The following is a 24902-nucleotide window of genomic DNA, read 5'->3' as shown; positions in this document are numbered from 1 at the left end:
GCACAGGGAACACACGATGCAAGATATAATAAGAGCGGCATCAGGATGGATGCTTTGGTTTAGTTTGTTAGGCGCACTAACGTTAATGGTGCCTAAAACGGTATTCGACCCAGAGCATTATCACTACATTCTGTTTATTGGTGCCATCGGAATCTGGCGATACTCAGTCGGTATTGTTCACTTTATTCGCGGTATGATCTTTTTATATATCGTGTTCCCTATTCAAAAGCGGCGTGCCCTCGCCGCGCTTGAGAAAAATCCACCGTCACATATTTATCTGATGGTCACAAGCTTTCGGATAGACGCGCAAACCACCGCGCAGGTATACAGTTCCATCATTGAAGAGGCAATCCGCTGCGGATACCCCACCACGGTTGTGGCTTCCATCGTAGAAATGTCTGATGAGCTGCTAATGAAATCTCTTTGGCAGAAATTTGATCCCCCTGAGCACGTAAAACTTAAGTTTGTACGTATTCCTGGAACGGGAAAGCGAGATGGCTTAGCTAATGGCTTTCGCTGTATCGCTAATGACATGCCAGACGAAACCGCACTGGCAGCAGTTATTGACGGCGACACCGTACTAGAACCTGACGTTGTCACCTTATGCGCCCCCTTCTTTTCTCTTTATCCAAATGTTGGTGCGCTAACGACCAATGAAACCTGCGAAGTGCTTGGGACGTATTGGATGAGCCAATGGCATAAATTGCGCTTTGCCCAGCGACATATTGGCATGAGCTCAATGGCATTATCTAAGCGCGTACTAACTCTGACTGGGCGCATGTCGATGTTCAGAGCAAGTGTGGTCACGCAGAACGAATTTATTGATGATGTAGAGAATGACCACCTTGAACATTGGCGGTTAGGACGCTTTAAATTCCTAACAGGCGATGACAAATCGAGTTGGTACTCGTTAATGCGACGTGGATGGGACACCTACTATGTGCCCGATGCCACCATCAATACGGTTGAACACCCGCCCGAGAAAGAATTTTTGAAAGCCGCTAAGCAACTGATGTTTCGCTGGTACGGTAACTCACTTCGCCAAAACTCCCGAGCGACAAAGCTTGGCATTGCACGTTTAGGGGTACTTACTTATTACGTGCTTTGGGATCAACGCATTTCAATGTGGACGAGTATTCTTGGATTAACCGCAGCTATCATGGGCGCGTTGAAATATGGGTCTGAAATCCTATGGATGTACCTATTGTGGATTGCCTTCACTCGCTCTGTGGTAACGCTGCTTTTAGCATTTTCCGGTCACCGCATTGGCCCAGCTTTTCCGGCCATGCTCTATTTCAATCAGATATACGGTTCACTCATTAAAATTTATGTGTTTTTCAGGCTGGATCGGCAGTCATGGACACGACAAAAAACCAAACTGGCGCTCAGTAAAGATCGCTTCCAACGTCACTTTAATCAACTGTCGACTCAAATAATGACATTTTCGTCGGTCAGCTTATTTATCGCTTTAGTTTTACACATTGTGTAGCCACCAGATGGAGTTAATATCATGCAAGTAGCACAAGTAAATATGGTTCACGAATCAGAATCACAACGCAGACACGCGAGAGTACGTATTCCTTGCAAACTGCATCTGGCAAATTCTGACATTCCCTATGCATTTGAGTTGTTAGATTTGTCCGCGAGCGGCTTTGCTGTTCGTGATAACCATGACTCCTTCAAACGCGGTGACAACAGCGCAGGCCACCTAAAATTCAATTTTGATGGCTTAGAAATCAGCTTAGCTGTGCGCTTTCAGGTGGTGTCAAAAGAAGGCGAAGATTTAGCTCGCGTTGGTTGTGAATTCCACGATCTTGGCGTAAAAGAAACGTCGACGTTACGTATGATTATCACAAAGTTTCTGTCTGGTGAAGTAACTGCCGCAGGCGATGTGATCAATACGCTTCAGCGTGATAACTTTTCTAAACCAAGAAAGCATTCTGGAAGCCAACCCCTAACCCCAATGGCGCGCGCCAAAGCGTTGATTGGAACAAGCTTAGTACTTGCAATCGGGTTGGGTGCAACTGCCTATATTGCATCAAACCTGTACAGCAGCTTTTTTGTTCGAAACGCCGTTGCTGCGGCTGTATCAATTCCCTCTTATTCTGCTGTCACGCCGAGAGAAGGGTTTATCACCGCGTTGGTGTCTGAAGGTGATCGAGTGTCAATGGGGCAACCAATTGCAACGGTAGACTCACCGTTATTAGACGTATTGCAGCCAGCTGCACAAGCTGTGGGCATTAAGCAAGAAGAGCTTGAAACCATGCTAGCAAGCCGTGTAGGCAGCGTGATTGAAAGTCCTTGTGATTGTACCGTCGTATCAAATTTAGTAGATAACGGTGAATACAAGGTTAAAGGCGATACAGCACTAAAACTGGCGCAGATAGATGCAACAACCGAAGTCAAAGCACGCTTTAAATTTGAAGATTTAGAGAGTTTAGCTATCGGTAAGCAAGCTAACATCAAGTTTAGTGATAGTGCGCAAACAATGCGAGGTCAAATCACGTCAATCAAACTTCCCCAAGACATCGAAGATCAAGCCAGAGATTTGGGTTCCGTTTTGGTCACTATTCAACCAGAGCAACCGATTGATAAATCACTTATCAACTTACCAGTGAGTGTTTCTGTGAGTGACGTGCTTTAACGCCGAGAAATAAGGAAGTAAAGATGAGACGTCTATTACTTAGTGCATCACTGGCAACGACACTGAGTGCCTGTGTTGGCACTCCGCCGTTAGATGTGGCATTGGCAAAGCAGCAACTTGAACGTGGCGAAACGCAAAAAGCACAGCGCACACTCGAAGCCTTATCAGCACGAGGATTTGACGATGCCCGTTATGTACTTGCACGGCTCCATATGGAGAGTGACAACCCAGTCTCGTTGCGAAAATCACTGTCTCTTCTTGAGGCGAGCTTACACACAGGTGACAGAGCAAAGCGTGATTATGCAAGAGTATTAAGTAAATTAGCTTTTTACGATAACGCCTTTGTAAACGAGGCTCATCAGGCGCTAAAAGCACAAGCGCAGCTTGAACCTTGGATGCAAATAGAGCTAATTCAGTTTGAGCATGAACATGCAAGTCAGCTGGATTTAGTTGGAGAACCCTCGAGCCTCGCTGCCTTAATAAAAACTGGGGAGCTAAGCGATGAACATGTTTTACAAGCCATAAATCGTTTAGATACTCCGAGTCTGTATGCCGAAGAAGTAAAACAGATTTGCCAGGACTCCTTCACTAATGAAACAGCCTATTACTGTTTAAAGCTCTCGGCAATCTCCGAGCTACAAACAGGCAATGCTGATGTTAAACGTATTATCAATACGATTTCATCAGCCTACGAGGATAATAAAATAGATGAATCACAAGCTGAGTCTTTGTTTAACATTTTTGCCTCAAGTGCCTATGGTGAGCCTGCAGTTACCGACGTGTACCATGCAGCAAAATCAAATGGTTTACTCACCGATGCACTGTTATTGCGAATGCTTCGTTACGAAATCAAAACCAAATACGTGTTCTCAACAGAAGAGCTGGAACACACCCTGATTGCATTGGGTGAAAAAGGGTACGATGAAGCTTATCTGTTGTTAGGGAAGCTCTATTCCTACGGACTTCGTGTGAGTGAAGACCCATGGTTAGCTGAACAGTTTCTGTTGAAAGCGCCAAATGATGCACAAGCACATTTTCGTTTGGGACTTCTTTACCTAAGTGGAAAACTCGGCCAGCCCGAACTTCAAAAAGGGTTGGATGCATTGTTGTTTGCGGCGAGGCATGGCTATTCACCAGCCTACAAAGAACTTATCAAAGTATTTAGCGGCTACGAAGGGGTTAAACCCAATCCAATCTATGCCCATGCATTTGCAGAGGTTTACACCTACTTTGGCGGCGAACTGACACCCGCAACGCAAGACATGTTATCAGGCCTTTCATTAAGTGAAGCGCAAAAAACAATAGCAAAACAGACTGCGGATCAGGAAATCGCATTTATCACGTCTTCCCAAACACTTGAACTTAACTTGTCTAAGCAGTGATGTCACTGTTAAGGAATATTTATGCGCGCAATGGGATGGTTGCCACTGATTTTACTCCCAATTTCAACGTCTTATTTAGCCTCATTTGCGGCGAATGGTGCAGAACTTACCGATTCGCGCCTACAAATCAAATTGGGGTATGTTGATCGCGAACACAATGTTCGTAGCAACGATGAGAGCTTTAAAGCAGACTCCTTCTTTTTACAGGGTCGGTATCAACAAGGGCTTAAACTCAATTCAAATTGGTCTGCCTACCTTGATGGCCGAGTGCTAGTTGCATCGGATGACGAAACCTTGGTAGATGAAGAAACGTTAATTTCAACAGATTTAGACGACAACGATAATGTGTCGGCAGAACTAAGACAGGCTTACGTGGCTTACCATGGCCTGACTCAGTATCCCAACGAGTCACTTCGCTTTGGATTACAGCGTTTACGAGAATACAGCGGACTTTGGTGGGATGCAGACATTGAGTCAATCACCTGGCAAGCAAGCACAACGGAATTAGAGTGGCTATTCGGTATTGGACAGCAGTTTGACCGCTACCGTACCGATGCCGATTTACCTGAGATTCACGATGATGTTTTTCGTGTATTTGCATCTGGCCGCTACCACGTTAATCAGTCTTTAACGCTTGCTGTTAAGTTAGCCCATGCTTCTCAGTCGAATGACAACCTGTTACCACTTACGACCAATAGCTATGCCGCCGGAGTGAATGGCGAGCGTACATGGTTCGGTGCAGAGTTATCACGTCATTGGCAGAAATCTGGACCCGCATTTGGGCATGCATTCAAGCTAGAAGCCATCTTTCAAACTGGACAGGGAGACATGCTAACAGACGCAGGGATTGTCTCTGAACAAGACAATGATGGCTATGCCCTCGACGCAGGTTACCGATTCGACTTCAGGCAACAGCCACTCTCTATTGGTATGACTGCAACGATAGCATCAGGTGGAGACGGAGACACGTTCTCGCAATCGGGCATTCACTCAAATCGTTCACACCACTACGGCAACAGTGAAACCCTATATCGTTTCAACGAAGCGTTACGTGCAGACATGAGCAACTTGCGTCATTGGTCTATTTTTGGCGCGTACGCATTTGGCAAACACACACGTGGAGCGCTGGCGATATCGCGCTTTCAACGAGACGATGAAAATCAGCCGATTTACGTGGGTGGTCGTGCCATTTCTATCGCTGGAGGCGACAAAGACCTTGGCATGGGCATTGACCTGTCTATTACTCACTTTCCACAAGTGAACTGGCAATGGCCAATACGCTTTATTCGCCTTCGAGCCTCTACCTTTAACCCAACTGGTGAACTTGCGCAAAAAAGTGATGACCATCGCTTTGCGTTAGAAGCACAGTTTGTTTTGTAAAGGAGTGAATAATGAAATATCTGATTTTGTTGCTCTCTATCAGCGTTGCTTTTCATATTAAGGCTACAGACTTTACGGTTTCCACCTTAAAAGCTGAATCTACGGAAAATTTCAGCCCCTCTCTGCCTTCTCTTGAGGGATTTACTGAGCAGGCGGTGAGAACAAAGTTACTGGCATATCCAAGTAAGGGCAAAACCTCTGTAGAACGCATGGTGGGTAACTTTGAAGCATTAAAATTCTATCGATTAGGTTTAATTACCGAGTGGTCTAAGCGTCAAGGCGAGTTTCCCAAAGCCATATTCGTTCGCGACGGTAAAGTGACCCTAGATGAAATTCACGCGGCGGCACCTGAAGAACTCAGCATCACAAAAGACGGCAAATACATTGCCAGAGTGCCGATTATAGTCGGTCACGATGGCATTTTGGTGGTAGACAACCACGACACATTGTTGATGTCTCAAGAGTCGGGGGCGTTTCTTATTAACGCTGGGGTGATGTTTATTCTCAACAGTGAGGTGTCTGGTTGGAGCGAAACCAATGGTACTTACTCTGAATACAGTGGCGATAAAAAAGTGTTCAGACCGTTCATCACCTCTATGGGAGGCACGCGCACCTATATGGTCAACAGCGAGTTCCACTCATTGGGTTATGAGTCACAAAAATCCTATGGCATCAGCTTAATCACACATACTGACAGTACCCTTGAGCGCGCACCCGCGATTGGCGAGGGCATTGACCCATCAGGCCCACCAACCGGTTGGTTATTGAACAATAAATTTGTAGAAATTTACTTTGGTTTTTTCAGCTATGAAGCAGAAGATGTTGCGATTGTTGGCAATCACTACATCGACAATATCGTGTACGGCATTGACCCGCACGACCGCTCAGAACGCTTGATCATAGCGAAAAATATCGTCGAAGGCGCAAGAGAGAAACACGGCATTATTATTTCGCGCGAAGTGAACAATAGCTTCATTTTTGCCAACACCGTGTTTAATAACAATCGTTCTGGCATCATGCTTGACCGTTCTTGTGAGCACAATATCGTTGCTAACAATACGATTTACAACAATGGTGGCGACGGCATTACCTTTTATGAGTCGAGCCACAACGTAACGTGGAAAAACAAAATATACGAAAATAAAGAACATGGAATACGCGTTCGAAACAGTATCGATGTATCGCTAGTAGACGAAATCGTCATGGCCAATAAAGGATCCGCTGTGTATTTTCATACAAGAGATTTGTCTGATCATACTCACCGTGACCTAGCGCTTGACCCATACACCATGCTGGTGTCTGGCAGTGTAACAGGTGGCTTATTTGCGTATAACGAATCTGGCGCAATTCATGGTGAAGATATCTCAACGGTTGAATTAGCCAATCTGACTTTGCAAAAAAACGGTGGCACTAAAGGCAGTTTAGGTTTTACCGGAGACTTCGCCCTTCATCAAACCGAAATCGTGCGCCAACTTTACGCGAAGCAAGCGGCGGGCGTTAAGTTAGAACGCAGCGAGACGGAGTAATTCGCATGGTATTTTCATCATCTATCTTCCTATTTGCGTTTTTACCTGTTTTTCTAGCGATTTATTACGCAACGCCCTTTCGCTATCGCTCGTTTGTGATCCTAATTGGAAGCTATGCATTTTATGCATGGTGGCGAATCGATTTTCTACTGCTTTTTGTACTCGTCACACTATGGAATTACGTGATTGGCATTCAAATGCACAAACACCTTGATAGCAATCCAAGCATAGCCAAACGCTGGTTGGCGATAGGCGTGACCGGTGATTTATTAACATTGGGCTATTTCAAATATGCCAATTTTGGTATTGAAAGCTTAAATGCTATGCTGGCTACCATTAACAGTGAGCCGCTTCCACTGGCCAACGTTATCTTGCCCATTGGTATATCGTTTTATATTTTCCAAGCCATCAGCTACCTTGTTGATGTGCATCGAAAGGACACTCCACCCACCAAACGATTTATTGATTTTGCAGCGTTTATCGCACTCTTCCCGCAATTAATTGCAGGGCCTGTACTTCGCTATAAAGATTTGGCGCATCAGTTTGAGCATAGAGAGCATTCTTTCGCGCTGTTTTCAGCAGGCGTCGTGCTGTTCATGAAAGGGTTTATCAAAAAGGTTCTCATTGCAGATACCGTTGCACCCCTTGCTGATGCCGCATTCACCGCGGGCTCTTTGACTACGATTGAAGCTTGGACCGGTGCATTAGCCTACAGCATCCAGCTGTATTTTGATTTTTCAGGATACAGTGATATGGCCATTGGTTTGGGATTAATGATGGGTTTTAGATTCATTCAAAACTTTAATCAGCCCTACATTAGCCAAAGCATTACAGAATTCTGGCGTCGCTGGCACATTAGTTTATCTAGCTGGCTACGTGATTACCTCTACATTTCATTGGGAGGCAATCGCCACGGCGTATTCAAAACCTATCGTAATCTGTTTCTGACCATGTTGCTAGGTGGTCTATGGCACGGCGCAAACTGGACCTTCGTTCTATGGGGAGCGTGGCACGGTGGCTGGCTAGCCATCGAACGCGCGTTAGGCTTAGGCCACTACAAAACCTTCAACTTACTGGCGTGGATGTTCACCATGCTTTTAGTCGTGATTGGCTGGGTAATGTTTCGGGCTGACAGCGTGCAGCAAGCATTCACGTTGTATGAAGCTATGTTCATCCCCAACTTTGCCTCACAAAATGGCGCGTCAATGATTGAACCCAAAGGCTGGCAATTAACCATACTGGCTATTGGAATTATCACTGTATTGCTGCGTGGTGCGATGCAGCATGCTCACAAGCTTGAACAGTTTACTCACTCAAACATGATGGCCAATACGGTTTCTGTGCTGCGTTTGCCCGTATTTTTAATCGCTTTAAGTAGCCTGATAGCCTCTAGCTATTCGCCGTTTTTGTATTTTCAGTTTTAGGAGTGAACCATGACGAATACGTTAGATAAATTCAACGCCGCCATCTTTGCTTCGATCATTATTGGCCTGTCAGTGTGGTCATCTGGAGGGTTTAAATTACCGACTTCAACGAATGCTGAAGCGGTGATTACGGGTCATTCCGCGACAGAAGTGGAGCAGCATTATCAAAAAGCATTTCCAATTAAAGACATCGTTACCAATGTATGGGGAGCTTTCAATTATCAGATATTTAATGAAGGACGGGAAGGCGTAGAAGTAGGCGTAAATGCGTGGTTATTTAGCCAAGAGGAATATCAACTTTCCGCTGATTACCAAAACAATCTCGACGCCAATACCAATTATATTATTACTGCCGTCAATGCGCTGCAGAAAAAGGGCATTGAGTCGCACATTGTTGTCATACCCGAAAAAGTAGAAATATATTCTGATAGGCTTGCACGTGTTACCCCTCATAACACACTTGATTTACGTGATCAGGTAAAAAGCATATTGATCAATCACAGTTTGTCTGTGGTAGATCCCTACCCCGCGCTTATCACCAAGCAAGACGGTGACACGTTTTTACGTACAGACACCCATTGGAGCCCGTTAGGTGCAAAACTGAGTGCCAATTGGATCAGTCATTCGTTACCCGCATTACAGGGACAAACGCAGTTCCGCACTGAATATATCGAAGATATCCCTTTACGCGGTGATCTGCTGACCTTTATACCCGTTAGTCCCTACTTGGAATCACTGGGGCCTGCTGGTGAAATGCTTCCCGTATTTCAAACACAAAAGATAGCGGAAGAAACTGCCTCTCTGTTTGGTGATGATAGCCTACCCTCTATTGCCTTAGTGGGGACCAGTTATAGTGCTAATGAGAAGTGGCATTTTCACGGCTATTTACAACAAGCGCTTAAGCAAGACATTTTAAATTATGCCGTTGAAGGGAAAGGCCCTTTTTCACCAATGGCTGCATTTTTATCGCAAAGCGATGCTGACTTAGCTGGTATTGACACTGTGATTTGGGAGATTCCCGTTCGCTATTTTGTTAAACCCTTACCTCAAGACATCGCATCTTCAATGACAAGGAATCCATCATGACATTTCGTATCGCCATTCTATTTTCGTTTTTGGCTATCTTTACATTCAATACGGCAGCTGAGGATGCACTTTATGCAAAACTTCCACCCAGCGATGCGGCGTTTTTTCGATTCATCAATATTAATTCTCAAACTATTGACGTTGCCTATGATAACAAGCGCATCGGGAACCTCTCACAAGGAGAAGTATCACGATATGGCTATGAAAGCTTCGGCAGCTTTACCTTCTCAATCGGTGGAAAGCCCTTAACGCTGGAACTTAAAAAAGGTGAATTAGCTACAATTGTTCTTGATGATACCGCTGAAAATGGCTACTTCACTATTAGCGAGCAAGTCTTTGACAACAAGCGAAAGGCACGCATCAAGCTGTACAATTTGACCCAACGCCCAACCCTCACCTTAAAAACGGCGGATGGAAAACATGACGTCGTCAATTCAGTAGAGCCACACACCGTCGGCTTTCGTGACATTAATGCGGTCAACATGCCCTTTGCTGCGTTTGCAGAGGATACCGCAGTCATTACTACTGATGCTGTAGCATTAACGCGAAATAAAGTGACCAGCGTATTTGCGTTTAATGTAAATCAAAACACACAAGTTACCGTTCGAGAAAGCGAAAGATAGGACATCATTATGCGCCGATTGATACCATTGTTATTTCCACTCGCAGCTGTTGGTACAGTATCAGCAGAAACAGCGCCAAGCTATACTATTGAGGCAACCCCACTTTATTGCGATGCCGCCAAATATGAAGAAAATTATGTGACTAACTTTCTGCGTGGCAATCTGTTTGTAGAAGAAGGTGAGCAAGGTTGGTTAGTGAATACAGGTAAAGACTTGAATAGCGCCTACGGTTTTACTGAGGCCGCAGAGTTGAAAGGCCTTAAACGCTTCGCTTCTTATTTAAATAATTTAGGTATCGAGCTCATTTTGGTTTACACCCCAAACCGAGGGCTTGCTCAGCCAGAAATGTTTACTAACCTCACTCGTGAGCAACATGCCGACATGTTGAGTCAGTATGAGCGAGCAATCGAACAGTTCAGACAAGTCGGTTTTCATGTACCCGACTTGAGTCATGTCGCTAAAGGCATTCCCGAGTTCTTTTACAAGCGAGATTTACACTGGACCCCAGACGGCGCTCGCGCAACGGCAAAAGAAATAGCAAAAACACTGAATGAACTCGGCTACGGTGACCCTGAAGGTACGCCTAAATTCAAAACCCTGTACACAGGTGTACGAGGCGCAGACAGCAGTATACAAAGCGCTGCTAACCAGCTTTGCAATACCCAACTGCCTGTTCAATATAAGAAAAGTTTTCGCACTATTGAAACCAATTCAGGCTTTGACGATAGCACATCACTGTTTGGCGATGATGAATCAAACATTGTGCTACTTGGCACCAGTTTTACAGCATTAGAAAAGTTCAATTTCAATGGTTTCTTGCAAGAATACAGCAATATTTCTATCAGCAATTTTGCCATTTCAGGTGGTGCTGCAACAGGCGCGTGGATTGACTACCTTAAGTCTGATTTTCAAGAGAACAAGCCCGACGTCATTGTGTGGGAATTACCCTCGTATTATACCCTCGACAATAAAGAAATATTCACCGAAATCAATCCGCTATTTTATAATGGGTGCGAATCAACTGCGCTACTTAAACAAGACAACATCACGTTCAGTGAGGGTGGCGTTGCAAAAGAAATATTGTTTAGTAAGGGGCTTTTACAGCAACCGAGCAAGCATATGACGCTAGACATCGCTTTTTCCAACCCTGCGGTAAGAACTGTTGAAGCCACAGTTTGGTTCGGTTCAGGAACCCATAAAACCTATCGCGTCAAACGCAATAACCGTACTAAAGCCGATGGCCGTTTTGTGTTTGAATTAGGCGACCATGAAATTAATGGGAAGGAAGCATTTCTGGCGCTAGACTTTGATGAAATAATGCTTGAAGATGGATCGAAACTCTCGGGTGAACAGCTTAACACCACAACAGCAACAGCACGGCTGTGTGAAATTCCCTCATCAATCAACAATCTCGTTGCACAACATGTTAAAACAACGCAATAACGTAACCCCAGGTGTCGCCTCTGTTTTCTGCGCAGCCGCATTGTTAAGCGGCTGCAATAGCATGTCAGAAGGTGAAGTCCCCTCTCATATTGTTGCCCCCCCTGCATTTGTTCAATCTGCACAGACATGGTCTGAGAAAAATGCAAAACCTTATGCGTGCCAGCAATTGCCGATATTTACCGATAGTCTTTCGTTCAGAAGTAAATATGAGGGGAGCGACAAACGACGTGCAACATTAAACGAGGAAGCAGAAGCCGCTTATTTACAGCGTACGCAGCCTATTCATGAGTTTGCTAAATATGTTGCCTATTTAGGAAAACACATTCAGCGTGATTCTAACATTGCGAAAGAAGCTTCTTACTGTTTTACATCGCTGCTTATAGATTGGGCAAAAGGGTCCACACTGAATGACCCTGAAGCGAATATGACAGGCAAAGCAGTGCGTAAATGGACGTTATCAACAACGGCTAGCTACTATTTGTCGGTGAAAGAAAAGCTTCCTCTCAACGACGTCGAACAGGCAACAATTGAGTCTTGGCTTTACAGGCTGGCCCAGCAAGTGAAGCACGATTATTCTAACCGGCCACTGCGTAAAGTGAACAATCACGATTACTGGGCAGCATGGTCTGTTATGTTAGTCGCAGTAATAAAGAATGACCGTGCCCTTTATCAGTGGTCAGAGAATGTATATCTCACCGCCTTATCCCAAATCACGCATGACGGGTTTCTGCCTAACGAATTAAAGCGAGGTGCGCGCGCATACGCATACCATAATTTTGCTTTACTTCCCTTGTCGGGCTTGGCCGCATTTGTCCATGAAAACAACGCTCAAGCCGGTAATCATCAGCGTTCCAAACTCACTTTATTGGCAGAGAATTTATTAAAAGATGGCGCTATTGAGGACTTTTCAGCACATGCTGGTGAAGCCCAATCAGGGTTCGATTTACATAGCGACGGCCATTTGAGTTGGGTTGCCCCACTAAAGTACGCCACCGACAACGACGCCTCTTGGCTAAGTTTACTTCCTGATGATTCATCTTATCAAACTCACGGATATACGCGAATGGGCGGAAATACATGTGAACGTTTTGGTTGCGATACAATGTAGCTCGCCAACCGCTACACATGATGTAACAGATCAAGTCGGACGCGAATTCCTTTCAATCAGCGTCCGAGAAATAATGGTTAACGCCTTCCTCACGCTTTGTCGCCTTGCGATACGTTAGATAGGTTTACCGTATGTCAAACTAACATTACCACCTAGCAACGTATTGTATAATTTCCCATTGCAGGCGCGGCGCATTGCCACGACTTCTTTGTTGATTGAATATTTGTACTTAACTAACGCTCGCGCACTGTACATTTCTAACCATGCTGCTTCATGGCATTTCATTGGGCGAGCATCAGCAAATAGAGGAACTTTACTATTGCGTTTCGCGTTGGCACGTATTGTCCAAATTAGTCGGCGTAACGCGCTATTGTTCTCTTCATATGGGTAGTAGGGGTTTACCATATACTCACGATTAACCACGGCGAGCTCAGCCAGCCCCACCAGCGCCATTGTCGCGTACAAATGATAGCTAAACGCACGATTCCCTCTTGCTCCTTCAAGTGGCAATGCACCGTTTTCATCAATTTGCGACAGACCAATCGTTAATCCATCCATGGCCCATTGAAACAGGTACTTGTCTTGCAATGCTACCGAGGCTCTGCCCAAGTGAAAGCTATCCCAATAACGATGGTTATTACGTAACGTTTGGTTCCCCGCTTTATCGGTGTAAAAGTGCTGCACATGACTGGCCGCTCGCTTCATCCAATCCCCGATAGTATCCTCATGATGAATCGTTTTGATATCTCTGCTATGCCTGATTTTCAGGTAACTCGTCGCGACGGCCCCCAATAGTTCTGCCGTTTTATGATAACCAATATCGTTACGATGTTGGCCGAGCATTGCATCGTTCTCAGCCCAATGGGTAATATGTTGCATGATACATTGTGTAATATCGCCTTGTTCTGTTGGCGTCGCAATGTACCGATCAGAGAGCGTAACAAGGGTTTTAATATAGCCACGCAATTCTGAGAGTTCTTCTTGATATTGTGCCTGTTTAGCAGGATCTATTTCACATCCACAGTCGGTCTCTTTATAGATACTGCCAGAATTAAACTGACGTTTAACGGGCATGAGTGCCGGGCACTGGAATGATGTATAGGAAAAACGCTGGTGCATGTCTTGCCACAAATAACGAGCCGTATATACGTCATTCGAAAATGCAGGTTGAATATTGGCCTGGCTACCCACAGAAAAAAGCCAAACACACATCAAAAAAAGTAAATGGAAAATTCGATAAAAAATCACAGAAACCCCTCTTACATAGTAAAAAAAGGTGATCTATTAGCACATTCTATACCTAAAAATTGACGTGACGGTGATTCTAGTTTGGTTTAGAAAATCAGGCCGCTTCTAAGCGAAGCGGCCTGATTATTAAGAAGAAATAAACCGCGGTGAGACGTATTGAGACACCCTAGAGCAGTCCCTAAGGTGCCTGATTTAATTACATAGGAGAACCGTAAGTTAAGCTGACGTTACCACCTAAGAATGTGTTAAACAGTTTGCCATTACAATTATTTCTAAAGTTGATAACGTCGGCTTTTATAGCAGCTTTGTCGGCGACTTTTGCGCGTTCCAAATATGCTTCTAACCAAGCTGCTTCATGACATTTCATTTCGCGTTCTTCAGGAAACACACCCACTACATTGCCATTTGATACGTCTCGCATTAGCTTCAACAATGTATGTAGTGCACCGTTGTTATATTCATATGGATAAAATTCGACAGGCATATATTCACGGTTTGCTATCGCCAATTCAGCCAAACCAACAAGCGGTAGTGTGGCATATAAGTGATAGCTGAATGCGCGGTCACCACGTGCGAATTCTTCAGGTAGCACGCCATTTGCGTCAACTTCATCTAAACCGATACTCAAGCCTTCAACCGCCCACGAGAACAGACTTTCATCTTGAATGGCAATGGCTACACGGCCTAAGTGATAACCGTCCCAGTAACGGTGGTTGTTCTTTTTCGTAGTAGAACCTGCAATATTGTCGTAGAAGTATAAAACGTGATCTGACGCACGCTTCAACCAACTGCCAACCACCGAGTTTGCATCAATTTTTACGATATCAGGGCTATTGCGCACCTTCAGGTAACTCGTTGCAATTGTGCCAATTAATTCTGCTGTTTTGTGATAGCCCACATTCTGAACATGGTCACCCAGCATGGCATCATTTGCGGCCCAATGCTCGACATGTTGCATCATACATTGCGCAATTTCGCCACGTTCTGATGGCGTTGCAACGTAGGTGTCGGCTAACCCAACAATAGTAGAAATATAGTCTTTTATGTACGCATTTTCCGCATCGTACGCCGCCTTTTTAACAGGGTCGACTTCACAACGACAGTCAGTGTCTTTGTATATACTCACAGTTTCAAAAACGTGCTTTGGTGCAACCAATTCAGGGCAAGAAAACGTGTTGTTTTCTAGTGATTGGTTTTCAGCCTGCCACAAAAAACGCGCAGTATAGGTGTCATTAATGAAAGCAGGGTTTAGTTCCGCTTGTACATTAACCGATGTGATTAATGACGTTGTTAATACAACAGCCGAAGTAAGAATACGTTTCAACATGGTAACAGCCTCTATTTTAAAAACTTCAAACAGAAAGCCAGTTGTCTACCTTGATAACCTGGCGGTGCCGCCGTCATAGGTATTACCCCTTAGACCGGTCACTTTGCGTCACTCACTTTCGCAAGCTTTGCCTTTTTCAAATGTCGAGCGCATTGTAGAGATTCGATTTTTGCTCCGCAAGGGGATAAACAAAGATACTCAAAACCTTATTTTTAAAGGCCTTGACAGCTATTTTTACGCTACAAACATGTTCTATAAGCATTTTTTATATCTGATATTATTTTTACCGTGTGTCTTAGTTATGCGACAGCATTCGTAAGCGTGAGCGTCAATACGAAAAATCCAGTCGAAATAGGCAAAGACGAGCAATTCGATTAGGGTAAAAAGGCGAAATAGGTAGGGGCGAACACCGCTCCGACAATCTTTAAACGCGAGTATTCCGTAGCAACATCCTTAACATTCGCATTCATGTCGTCATTTAGCGACGCAAACACGGTTTTAGGGAATGAATTTTAATCGCTGTGTCACACGCTGCTTTCTATGAAGTGAGCAACCGAAGTCAAGCGTATTCCGTGACCTTCATATAATTCTCGACTTTGGTTTGCATTACATCGGCGCAACAATGCGCATTTATGGATCATTATTCGTGAGCTAAAGATGTCTAAAATATGAACTTTTATTAAGTTTTTCGGACACTTATTGAACAATATATGCATGTGGCATAGTATTCGCTACGACCTTATTGAAGACGGTTACACGCAGTACGGACAGTAACCGATTGTTTTACTCATACACCGCAATTTAAGGACAGTTATGATTACGCCAATTATTCTTGCAGGGGGCAGTGGTTCCCGCCTATGGCCAAAGTCACGCGCAAAGTTACCTAAGCAATTTCTTCGTCTTGCCAATGACAAAACCATGCTTCAAGAAACAGTATTGCGGTTAAGTGGCCTACCCATCAGTGCCCCATTATTGGTATGCAATGAAGACCATCGTTTTATTGCCGCAGAGCAGATGCAGCAACTTCCTAATACTGGAGCCAGAATCTTATTAGAACCTCAGGGTAAAAATACCGCGCCTGCGATTTGTTTGTCGGCGCTATTAGCGCAACAATATGAGCGAGATCCGTTATTGCTTGTTCTAGCCGCTGATCATGTCATTCAAGATACAGACGCTTTTCATCATGCCGTGCGACAAGCAACGGTGCTAGCCAATGAAGGACACCTTGTGACCTTTGGTATCGTTCCGGACTCCCCGAACACTGGATATGGCTACATCAAACAAGGTAATCAACTTGAATCAGGGTACGTGGTCGATAGTTTTGTAGAAAAACCCGATGCAGCGACAGCCAAAGACTATTTGGAGCAAGGAAATTATGTATGGAACTCTGGCATGTTTATGTTCAGAGCCAGCCGTTTATTAGAGGAAATGGCAACACACGCACCCGACATTTTGGCAGCCTGCAAATCATCAATCGACAATAAGTTACAAGATTTGGACTTTGTTCGTGTAGACGCTGAGGCATTTGCCCAATCGCCAGAAGATTCTATCGATTATGCCATCATGGAAAAAACAGACAGCGCAGCGGTGGTTCCAATGTCAGCAGGCTGGAATGACGTAGGAAGTTGGGAAAGCTTGTGGCAAATTGATAGCGGTAAAGACGCAGATGGTAACGTACTCAAAGGCGATGTTCTGGTAGAGGGTAGCCAAAATTGCTACGTTAATGCTGAAGAACGTATGGTTGCGTTGGTGGGTGTAGATGATGCCGTTGTAATTGAAACCAAAGATGCGATTTTGGTCGCAGCCAAAGACAAGGTCCAGAATATCAAGTCAATCGTGTCCAAGTTAAAGCAAGAAAAGCGCAGTGAGTTCGAGTTTCACCGAGAGGTTTTCCGTCCTTGGGGTAGCTATGACTCAATAGACAACGGCACACGCTACCAAGTAAAACGCATCTCTGTGAAACCTGGCGAGAAGCTTTCTGTTCAGATGCACCATCATCGTGCGGAACACTGGATCGTTGTATCTGGTACCGCGAAAGTTACCAACGGTGACAGCACATTTCTCGTGGCAGAAAATGAATCGACTTACATCCCTGTAGGTGTTGTTCACGCGTTGGAAAACCCCGGTAAAATACCGTTAGAATTAATTGAAGTTCAATCTGGTAGCTATTTGGGTGAGGATGATATTGTTCGCTTCTCTGATCGCTATGGCCGTGCGCCAGAAACCCAAACACGAGCAAGTGCTAACCAAGAGAGTGATGCAGCCCAATTATCTGCCGCATCAACCACACCAGCAAAGGTGAAGTAAACATGGAGTTAACCTGCTTTAAAGCCTACGATATTCGCGGCCAGCTGAATCAACAGCTTGATGAAAAAATTGCCTTTCGTATTGGTTTGGCATTCGCAGAACATACGCAAGCACAAAGCGTTGTCGTTGGCGGTGATATTCGGCTTACCTCACGCGCTCTAGTGCATGCCTTAAGTGCGGGACTCATTCAAGGCGGCAGTCGCGTGGTTGATCTCGGGCTCACAGGTACTGAAGAAATCTACTTTGCGACTAAGTTTAGCGGGGCTGATGGCGGTATTGAAGTCACAGCCAGCCATAACCCGGCTGATTATAATGGTATGAAATTCGTTGGCAAAGGCGCTGTTCCTATTAGTGCTGACAGCGGTTTAAATGTCATCAAATCACTGGCCGAAGGATTCAGCGAAGAACAAATTGATTCAGCATTTTCTGAATACGCAGAATCAGAGGCTTCTGCTGATGAGTTTTTTAATGGTAAAGCAAGTATTGAACAACCTACGCTTGAAAATACCGGTCAGTATCAAACATCGACATATTTGCCCGAATACATCGCGCACATACTGTCTTACATTGATATTGATGCATTGCCCCCCCTGAAAGTTGTGGTAAACGCCGGAAACGGCGCTGCGGGCCATGTCGTAGACGCCATTGAAGCCCATTTCAATACACATAAGATACCGGTCAAATTTATCAAGATTCATCATACTCCTGATGGCAGTTTTCCGAATGGGATCCCTAATCCGCTTTTACCTGAGTCTCGTCAAGACACCGCCGATGCAGTTATCAAGCATCATGCTGATTTCGGTATCGCATGGGATGGAGACTTTGACCGATGTTTTCTTTTTGATGAACACGGACAATTTATTGAAGGCTACTACATCGTGGGTTTACTAGCTGAAGCATTTCTTCGCAAACATGAAGGCGAAAAAGTGATTTATGATCCCCGTGTTTACTGGAACACAGAATCCATCATAAAAGCAAACGCGGGTGAGCCAATTATGAGCAAAACTGGACACGCATTTATTAAAGAAAGAATGCGTGAGGAAAATGCCATTTATGGTGGAGAAATGAGTGCTCACCATTATTTTCGAGATTTTGCCTATTGTGATTCAGGGATGATTCCATGGTTGTTAGTTGCTGAGCTTATCAGTGTAGGCTCTTCTACACTGTCTGAGATGGTGTCGGCACGTATTAAGGCTTATCCTTCATCAGGCGAAATTAACCGCCGGGTTTCAGATGCAAAAAACGTTATGAATGAGATTGAGGCCTACCTCAAGCCTGATGCCATTCGTTGTATCAAAATTGACGGATTAGGACTGGAGTTCGAGCAATGGCGCTTTAATTTGCGTATGTCGAATACCGAGCCATTACTTCGCCTTAACGTGGAAGCCAAGGGTGACAAAGAATTAATGTTGCGTAAAACTGCCATGCTCATTAATTTAATTGATAAATACAGTTAATCGATTAAACGACGGCGTGCAATGTGAAGTATCAAGGGAGTCCATTGCATGCCTTTTCCTAGTTTACAAGTATTCACATCATTAAGTATGATACTCAATCAGTTGTCACCTTCGATATTGCGCATTCCCCCCCCTAACGGTATATTTACCCTGTATTTTCCCTTAAGTTGGTCGCGCCTATTCTTATGAGTCGTTTATCTTTTGCCATCGCAATTTTGATTTTTGCGCTTTTTCCAACGTTGGGTTATGCATCTTCTCAACTCAAAATATTTACAGAGGAATTTCCGCCCTACAATTTCACCCAAAATGATGAGCTCGTAGGGATAAATACCGAAATTGTCAAAGAGTTATGTACAGTTGCAGGCATCAGTTGCTCGATAGAACTGCTGCCATGGACCCGCGCTTATAATCTCGCTAGGCAAACTAAAAACACAGCAGTATTTTCCACCTCTCGCAACCCTGAAAGAGAGAAACTTTTTCATTGGATAGGTCCCCTTGCATCGTCGAAAACAAATTTCTACAGGTTGAAAAAAAGACACGATATCAAAATTCGCAAGGAGTCCGACTTATTAAGTTATACCATTGGCATTGCTCGAAGCGATGTTTATCACGATGTACTTGTCGACTTAGGTTTTAAACCCGAGGAAAACCTTTTGATGTTCTCGAGAAAGCATGACGATATGCATGTATTTTTTAATGGCAAGCTTGATTTAATTATCGGCTCTGAACTCACACTGCCATATCAACTCACCTCTGTGGGTTTTGAGCCTAATGAAGTGATTCCAGTGTATACGTTGAAACATGCATTCATTCGAGGCAACTATTTAGCCCTCAACCGCGACACCGATTCAGACATAAAAAGTAAGCTTAATACCGCCTTCATAAAGCTTAAAAAGCGTGACTTCATAGAACAAGTGATTGATAAATACCGCGACCTAGCGCCAAGGTAATTATCGTTCAATGTTACATAGCGGCACTGCAGAATTTATCGAGAAAACCTTAGTTTACACCTTCTTGCTCAACAATTAGCTCAGCCACCTTTTGTCCCCACAGCATATATGCGCCTTTGCCAGGGTGAAAGCCATCTTCAGCGATCATGTCGGAATGGGCCTCAGAGCTTACTATGTTGTCATCTGAAATGGTAAGATGATGGCAATTGAGCACGTCACATACGTCGCTGAGGGCAGAATCTAATTGTTTAGCTCGCTGCCCAAGCACCCATCGTAGTGGCTGAGGTAACCCAGTAAACAAATGCATGGGTGGTACAGCAGTAAGGATGATGTGGCGAGCGCCTGTGCGCTCACGTATTTCATTGATCAATCTCTGCGTGTGTTCAACAAATACGCGTAGCGATTGACGTGATGTAACATCGTTAACACCAAGCGAAACAATAACCCAATCGGCACATATCGGATTGGAGGTGTCAAACAATTTGCGAAAAGACGACGTATTTTCTCCCGTTTTGGCTAACAGCTGCCAAGTGATCGAGTAATGAGGCTCTAATTGCCCAACCAATTGCCCCACCAATGCGTCTTGCTGTGTCTTTACGCCAACCCCAGCCGCCGCTGAATCTCCTAACACTAAGATGCTGAGGGCACGTGGATGTAGATGACCAATGCTACCTTCCCTCTTTCCTTCAGCCTCAGGAAGCCGCACTATAGTCCGTTTAACGTACCATCCTTGCAAGAGCAGTATTGGAGCAAGATACCACGTTTTCCACGATAGCATTTCGGTTTACTCTCCCAACAAAAATCGACGCGACGTTACAAGACGTTTAATAAAATCATGTTCACTGATCGGCGTAAAATCAAGTAATGCTTGCATAAATGCTTGGCTTGAATACAAACGCTGCAAAGCTTCGTTAACGCGGGCTAAAAAACGATGTGTTTCTGGTGTGTTGTTACACATAATATGGCTAGATACAAAATCGGGCACCCCTTCCACTGCATATGAACGAAGTTGTTGGGAAATATCAGGAAAAGTAACAAGGCTGGCGGGATAAACAAACGTAAAATCCACACGACGTTTTAAAAACATCTGCATAAACGTCAAATACGGATCTATCCCCTCTAGCCGATACCAATTGGCCTGCCGCAGCGCTCTAAGCTCATGGTCTAGTTCCCCACCATATTGATGATCAGCAATTAGCAATAGCGAATGTTCGGAAAAATGATTGAAGTAAGACGTTAACGAAGACACTGCGCCTTCATCATTTAAATAAGCAGTAGGAATAGGGGTGCTTGATTTATGCTGGTAAAGCCTGACACCCAGAAAAACATCCGTCGGCAAACTAAAAATATAATGCTTTTCCCTCTGTGGGGTTTTGACCTTAAAAAACGTACATGCAGGAGAATCAGAATCGAGCTTATCTTGGGTTCGACCTTTTGCGATGTAATGAATAGCAGGCCATTGATTCATTTGCTCAAACAACAATAAATGCGTAGCTTCCGCCATGCCAATCGGCGCTAACCGATTATTAATAATATTAATGAAAGACGGAGAGTCAGCAGAAAAGTGTATCGAACGCTCTTTGGCATAAGGCATCGATACCGTTAACCCGATACACCAAAGAAATACAATCGCGAAGATCCACTGAAATAGTCGGTTACATCCTGTTACCCAATGCTCCAAGTGTTAATCTCTGCAGTTTATTAATACTACTCAAAATACCAGAAAAAATATGCGAATCAAGCTTTCTAATATGCGGCTGCTGTAACTGAATAAGTCATCACAACCGTTTTTGACTACGCAAACTGTTTACATAGAGAGTAGTTTCTCAACAATGGGTTTATTCGCCTCTGGAAATTCATAATTGCCTAAGTCTTGCAATGCGACCCATCGCGCCTCTTGGCCTTCAAGTTGTTTCGGCTCTCCGGCAAACTCCGTTACCAGATGTATATCTAAGCTCACATGTTTATCTGGATAATCAAATTCAATCACCATAAACGGCTGCTGAGATATCACGTCGATATTGATTTCTTCTTTTAATTCCCTTAATAGCGCATCAGATACCGACTCATTGTCTTCAACTTTACCGCCAGGAAACTCCCATTTGCCGCCCTGGTGACGAGATGAATCCCGATGACTTATAAAAACCTCATGGTTCCTTAACACCACACCTACTGCCACAACTATTCGTTTCATCAATTTGTCCCACCATAAAAAAAGGCCAGAACTTCTGACCTCTTTCATATTTAATATAATTAGCTAACAATGCTTAGCTTAATTTACCGTGACACTGCTTGTACTTTTTGCCAGAACCACAAGGGCATGGGTCGTTACGACCTACTTTGCGTCCTTCATTAGACATACCAGACTGAGCCGCCTGATCACTATTGTCTATCGCTGATTCATGTTCATATTGCTTAGGTACATCGTCTGCTTGGCGGCGCTGCTCTTCTACAGCCTCAACGTCAGATTCAGCACGTACCTGAACTTTACTTAAAATACCAATTACGTCGTGCTTTAAGCTTTCTAACATTTCAGAGAATAGTTCAAATGATTCTCGCTTGTATTCTTGCTTTGGATTTTTCTGTGCATAACCACGCAAATGAATGCCTTGGCGAAGATGATCCATCGCAGCAAGATGCTCTTTCCAGTGACTATCTAGGTTTTGCAGCATCACCGCCTTTTCAAACTGTCGTAACACGTCTGCGCCTACTGCTTTTTCTTTCTCTTCGTAGGCGGTTTTAACTTCATCTAAAATACGTTCACGAAGCTTTTCTTCATACAGCTTGTTGTCATCTTCAAGCCATTTAGCAACCGGTAAGTCCAGCATAAAGTCAGCTTTAATACGCTCTTCCAGACCAGGAACATCCCACATTTCTTCAAGAGACTGTGGTGGGATATATTGATCAATGACACCTGACACAACATCTTCACGAATCACATTGATAGTGTCGCTGATTTCACCTTCATCTAACAGTTCATTGCGTTGCTCGTAAATCACTTTACGCTGATCATTCGCGACATCATCGTATTCCAGTAGCTGCTTACGAATATCAAAGTTGCGGCCTTCAACTTTACGCTGCGCGTTTTCGATAGCACGCGTTACCCAAGGATGCTCAATCGCTTCTCCTCGCTGCATGCCCAAGCGCTTCATCATTGCTCCCATCTTATCTGAAGCAAAAATACGCATGAGTGAATCTTCTAACGACAGATAAAAACGCGATGCACCGGGATCGCCCTGACGCCCCGCACGACCACGCAACTGATTATCAATACGACGAGACTCATGACGCTCTGTACCAATAATATACAACCCGCCAGCATCAAGGACTTTTTGATGATCGTCTTTCCACTGAGTTTTGATTTTCTCGATTTTATCCTCAGAAGGGTTTTCAAGCTTTTCAACTTCAGCCTGCCAGTTACCTCCTAAGACTATATCTGTACCACGGCCAGCCATGTTGGTAGCAATAGTTACTGCACCTGGACGTCCAGCCTGAGCAACAATATCAGCTTCTTGAGCGTGGAACTTAGCATTCAAAACTTTGTGGTTAACTTTCGCTTTCTTTAATACGCGAGATAAAAACTCAGAATTTTCAATCGAAACTGTTCCCACCAATACAGGTTGGCCGCGTTCAACACACGCTTGAATATCTTCGACAATCGCTTCGTACTTTTCTTCAGCGGTCAAATAAATCAAATCGGCTTTATCATCACGTACCATCGGCTTATTCGTAGGAATAACGACAGTTTCTAGGCCATAAATATGATTAAACTCAAAGGCTTCAGTATCGGCTGTTCCAGTCATACCGCCCAGTTTGTTGTATAGTCGGAAATAATTCTGGAAGGTAATAGATGCGAGGGTTTGGTTCTCGTTCTGAATTTTAACGCCTTCTTTAGCCTCAACCGCCTGATGTAAACCTTCTGACCAACGGCGGCCTTCCATTGTCCGTCCTGTATGCTCATCAACGATAACGATTTCGTCGTCTTTAACGATATAGTCGACATCTTTTTGGAACATTTTATGCGCACGAAGTGCGGCATTAACATGATGCAACAATGAAATATTTTGTGCTGCAAACAAAGATTCTTCTTCTGGAAGTATTCCTTCGCGTTTAAGCACTTCTTCAATAAACAATTGACCATTTTCAGTTAGGTGAATCTGTTTTGACTTTTCATCAACAGTGAAATGTCCTTCGCCCATTTCACCTTCTTCATCTTCTTTTTCTTGCTGAACTAGCTCAGGAATGATCACGTTAATTCGGCGATACAGCTCAGAGCTATCTTCTGCTGCGCCCGAGATAATCAGTGGCGTTCTGGCTTCATCGATAAGAATAGAATCAACTTCATCGATTACGGCAAAGTTCAGTTCGCGCTGAACGCGTTCTTGCGGGCTAAATGCCATGTTATCGCGCAAATAGTCGAAGCCAAACTCGTTGTTTGTGCCATAGGTAATATCGGCTAGATAAGCTTCTTTTTTCTGTGCGTGGTTCATCCCTGGAATATTGCAGCCGACAGTTAAGCCAAGAAACTCAAAAAGTGGACGGCTCCAATCTGCGTCACGTCTGGCAAGATAATCATTCACGGTAACAACATGAACGCCCTTGCCACTGATAGCATTAAGATAAGTTGGCAATGTAGATGTTAGCGTTTTACCTTCACCTGTACGCATTTCGGCGATTTTACCTTGATGCAGTACTTGTCCGCCCAGCATTTGAACGTCAAAATGACGCATACCAAATACGCGTTTACTCGCTTCACGGACGACAGCATAGGCTTCCACCAGAATTTCATCTAACGTGCTGCCATCTGCAATACGCTGCTTAAATTCCGATGTTTTCGCTTTTAGCTCTTCATCGCTTAACGCCTCTAATTGAGGTTCAAGCTGATTAATTTCGTTAACGGTTTTACCGAGCTTCTTGAGGAGTCGGTCATTTCGGCTCCCGAAAATTTTTCTTACGATGTTCGCAAACATGGATTTACAGCTTCCAACTTATCATTA

The 24902-nt window shown here is 44.2% G+C and carries 19 protein-coding genes and 1 riboswitch; of the genes, 13 read left to right on the top strand and 6 right to left on the bottom strand.

Annotated features, from left to right (window positions below; genetic code table 11):
- Positions 1 to 16 precede the first annotated feature (16 nt).
- The 10 genes from OE749_RS09410 to OE749_RS09365 are packed head-to-tail and all read left to right on the top strand — an operon-like array spanning position 17 to position 12616.
- Positions 17 to 1489, top strand: coding sequence for a glycosyltransferase family 2 protein (locus OE749_RS09410; protein WP_263712194.1), 1473 nt, complete (start codon positions 17 to 19; stop codon positions 1487 to 1489).
- 21 nt (positions 1490 to 1510) lie between these two features.
- Positions 1511 to 2644 (top strand): PilZ domain-containing protein, encoded by a 1134-nt coding sequence (locus OE749_RS09405; RefSeq protein ID WP_263712193.1) that lies wholly within the window; start codon positions 1511 to 1513, stop codon positions 2642 to 2644.
- A gap of 23 nt (positions 2645 to 2667) precedes the next feature.
- Entirely contained in the window at positions 2668 to 4026 is a 1359-nt protein-coding gene (locus OE749_RS09400; protein WP_263712192.1) for a tetratricopeptide repeat protein, read from the top strand.
- Positions 4027 to 4047: 21 nt separating this feature from the next.
- Complete coding sequence (locus OE749_RS09395; protein WP_263712191.1) at positions 4048 to 5406, top strand: alginate export family protein; 1359 nt, start codon at positions 4048 to 4050, stop codon at positions 5404 to 5406.
- An 11-nt stretch (positions 5407 to 5417) separates the two neighbouring features.
- Positions 5418 to 6932 carry a right-handed parallel beta-helix repeat-containing protein gene (locus OE749_RS09390; RefSeq protein ID WP_263712190.1) on the top strand — a complete coding sequence of 505 codons (1515 nt, stop codon included), beginning with the start codon at positions 5418 to 5420 and terminating at the stop codon, positions 6930 to 6932.
- Positions 6933 to 6937: 5 nt separating this feature from the next.
- Positions 6938 to 8356, top strand: coding sequence for an MBOAT family O-acyltransferase (locus OE749_RS09385; protein ID WP_263712189.1), 1419 nt, complete (start codon positions 6938 to 6940; stop codon positions 8354 to 8356).
- Between the two features lie 9 nt (positions 8357 to 8365).
- The gene (locus OE749_RS09380) at positions 8366 to 9442 is read left to right on the top strand and encodes an alginate O-acetyltransferase AlgX-related protein (protein WP_263712188.1); all 1077 of its coding nucleotides are present in this window, start codon (positions 8366 to 8368) and stop codon (positions 9440 to 9442) included.
- On the top strand, positions 9439 to 10065 hold the full coding sequence (locus OE749_RS09375; RefSeq protein ID WP_263712187.1) for an alginate O-acetyltransferase AlgF: 627 nt from the start codon (positions 9439 to 9441) through the stop codon (positions 10063 to 10065). Before OE749_RS09380 ends, OE749_RS09375 begins: the two co-directional genes overlap by 4 nt.
- 9 nt (positions 10066 to 10074) lie before the next feature.
- A complete protein-coding gene (locus tag OE749_RS09370) occupies positions 10075 to 11508 on the top strand; it encodes an alginate O-acetyltransferase AlgX-related protein (protein ID WP_263712186.1) in 1434 nt (477 codons plus the stop codon).
- A complete protein-coding gene (locus tag OE749_RS09365) occupies positions 11489 to 12616 on the top strand; it encodes an alginate lyase family protein (RefSeq protein WP_263712185.1) in 1128 nt (375 codons plus the stop codon). Before OE749_RS09370 ends, OE749_RS09365 begins: the two co-directional genes overlap by 20 nt.
- Positions 12617 to 12730: 114 nt before the next feature.
- On the opposite strand, the gene OE749_RS09360 is transcribed toward OE749_RS09365, so the two are convergent.
- Both OE749_RS09360 and OE749_RS09355 read right to left on the bottom strand, forming a co-directional pair.
- Entirely contained in the window at positions 12731 to 13807 is a 1077-nt protein-coding gene (locus OE749_RS09360; protein WP_263712184.1) for an alginate lyase family protein, read from the bottom strand.
- 253 nt (positions 13808 to 14060) lie between these two features.
- Positions 14061 to 15191 carry an alginate lyase family protein gene (locus OE749_RS09355; protein ID WP_263712183.1) on the bottom strand — a complete coding sequence of 377 codons (1131 nt, stop codon included), beginning with the start codon at positions 15189 to 15191 and terminating at the stop codon, positions 14061 to 14063.
- A 57-nt stretch (positions 15192 to 15248) separates the two neighbouring features.
- Positions 15249 to 15333: riboswitch (cyclic di-GMP riboswitch) on the bottom strand.
- 674 nt (positions 15334 to 16007) lie between these two features.
- Between OE749_RS09355 and OE749_RS09350 the strand changes: the two genes are divergently transcribed.
- From OE749_RS09350 to OE749_RS09340, 3 genes are all read left to right on the top strand, one after another.
- Complete coding sequence (locus OE749_RS09350) at positions 16008 to 17498, top strand: mannose-1-phosphate guanylyltransferase/mannose-6-phosphate isomerase (protein WP_318527875.1); 1491 nt, start codon at positions 16008 to 16010, stop codon at positions 17496 to 17498.
- 2 nt (positions 17499 to 17500) lie between these two features.
- A complete protein-coding gene (locus OE749_RS09345; RefSeq protein WP_263712182.1) occupies positions 17501 to 18955 on the top strand; it encodes a phosphohexomutase domain-containing protein in 1455 nt (484 codons plus the stop codon).
- A gap of 185 nt (positions 18956 to 19140) precedes the next feature.
- Positions 19141 to 19905, top strand: a complete 765-nt coding sequence (locus tag OE749_RS09340) for a substrate-binding periplasmic protein (RefSeq protein ID WP_263712181.1) — start codon at positions 19141 to 19143, stop codon at positions 19903 to 19905.
- Positions 19906 to 19954: 49 nt separating this feature from the next.
- Here the strand turns inward: OE749_RS09340 and OE749_RS09335 are convergent, their stop codons facing one another.
- The 4 genes from OE749_RS09335 to secA all read right to left on the bottom strand — a co-directional run bounded on the left by OE749_RS09335 (position 19955) and on the right by secA (position 24875).
- Positions 19955 to 20683: an SGNH/GDSL hydrolase family protein gene (locus tag OE749_RS09335; RefSeq protein WP_263712180.1), complete on the bottom strand. Its 729-nt coding sequence runs from the start codon at positions 20681 to 20683 to the stop codon at positions 19955 to 19957.
- A gap of 6 nt (positions 20684 to 20689) precedes the next feature.
- Positions 20690 to 21586 carry a hypothetical protein gene (locus OE749_RS09330; protein ID WP_263712179.1) on the bottom strand — a complete coding sequence of 299 codons (897 nt, stop codon included), beginning with the start codon at positions 21584 to 21586 and terminating at the stop codon, positions 20690 to 20692.
- Between the two features lie 126 nt (positions 21587 to 21712).
- Positions 21713 to 22102, bottom strand: a complete 390-nt coding sequence (mutT, locus tag OE749_RS09325) for an 8-oxo-dGTP diphosphatase MutT (RefSeq protein ID WP_263712178.1) — start codon at positions 22100 to 22102, stop codon at positions 21713 to 21715.
- Between the two features lie 70 nt (positions 22103 to 22172).
- Complete coding sequence (secA, locus tag OE749_RS09320; RefSeq protein WP_263712177.1) at positions 22173 to 24875, bottom strand: preprotein translocase subunit SecA; 2703 nt, start codon at positions 24873 to 24875, stop codon at positions 22173 to 22175.
- Between the last annotated feature and the right edge of the window lie 27 nt (positions 24876 to 24902).

Origin of the sequence: Fluctibacter corallii (assembly GCF_025751585.1) — a bacterium.
Classification (GTDB): Bacteria; Pseudomonadota; Gammaproteobacteria; order Enterobacterales; family Alteromonadaceae; genus Fluctibacter_A; species Fluctibacter_A corallii.
Note: the sequence above shows the minus strand (reverse complement) of the source record. Positions and strands in the feature narration are given on the sequence as shown.

Excerpts from the sequence above, each read along its gene's own strand:
- OE749_RS09345 (WP_263712182.1), top strand. The coding sequence starts at position 17,501 with ATGGAGTTAACCTGCTTTAAAGCCTACGATATTCGCGGCCAGCTGAAT.
- OE749_RS09365 (WP_263712185.1), top strand. The coding sequence starts at position 11,489 with ATGTTAAAACAACGCAATAACGTAACCCCAGGTGTCGCCTCTGTTTTC.
- OE749_RS09410 (WP_263712194.1), top strand. The coding sequence starts at position 17 with ATGCAAGATATAATAAGAGCGGCATCAGGATGGATGCTTTGGTTTAGT.
- OE749_RS09340 (WP_263712181.1), top strand. The coding sequence starts at position 19,141 with ATGAGTCGTTTATCTTTTGCCATCGCAATTTTGATTTTTGCGCTTTTT.
- OE749_RS09395 (WP_263712191.1), top strand. The coding sequence starts at position 4,048 with ATGCGCGCAATGGGATGGTTGCCACTGATTTTACTCCCAATTTCAACG.
- OE749_RS09370 (WP_263712186.1), top strand. The coding sequence starts at position 10,075 with ATGCGCCGATTGATACCATTGTTATTTCCACTCGCAGCTGTTGGTACA.
- OE749_RS09380 (WP_263712188.1), top strand. The coding sequence starts at position 8,366 with ATGACGAATACGTTAGATAAATTCAACGCCGCCATCTTTGCTTCGATC.
- OE749_RS09375 (WP_263712187.1), top strand. The coding sequence starts at position 9,439 with ATGACATTTCGTATCGCCATTCTATTTTCGTTTTTGGCTATCTTTACA.
- OE749_RS09385 (WP_263712189.1), top strand. The coding sequence starts at position 6,938 with ATGGTATTTTCATCATCTATCTTCCTATTTGCGTTTTTACCTGTTTTT.
- OE749_RS09355 (WP_263712183.1), bottom strand. The coding sequence starts at position 15,191 with ATGTTGAAACGTATTCTTACTTCGGCTGTTGTATTAACAACGTCATTA.
- OE749_RS09400 (WP_263712192.1), top strand. The coding sequence starts at position 2,668 with ATGAGACGTCTATTACTTAGTGCATCACTGGCAACGACACTGAGTGCC.
- OE749_RS09405 (WP_263712193.1), top strand. The coding sequence starts at position 1,511 with ATGCAAGTAGCACAAGTAAATATGGTTCACGAATCAGAATCACAACGC.
- secA (WP_263712177.1), bottom strand. The coding sequence starts at position 24,875 with ATGTTTGCGAACATCGTAAGAAAAATTTTCGGGAGCCGAAATGACCGA.
- OE749_RS09335 (WP_263712180.1), bottom strand. The coding sequence starts at position 20,683 with ATGCTATCGTGGAAAACGTGGTATCTTGCTCCAATACTGCTCTTGCAA.
- OE749_RS09390 (WP_263712190.1), top strand. The coding sequence starts at position 5,418 with ATGAAATATCTGATTTTGTTGCTCTCTATCAGCGTTGCTTTTCATATT.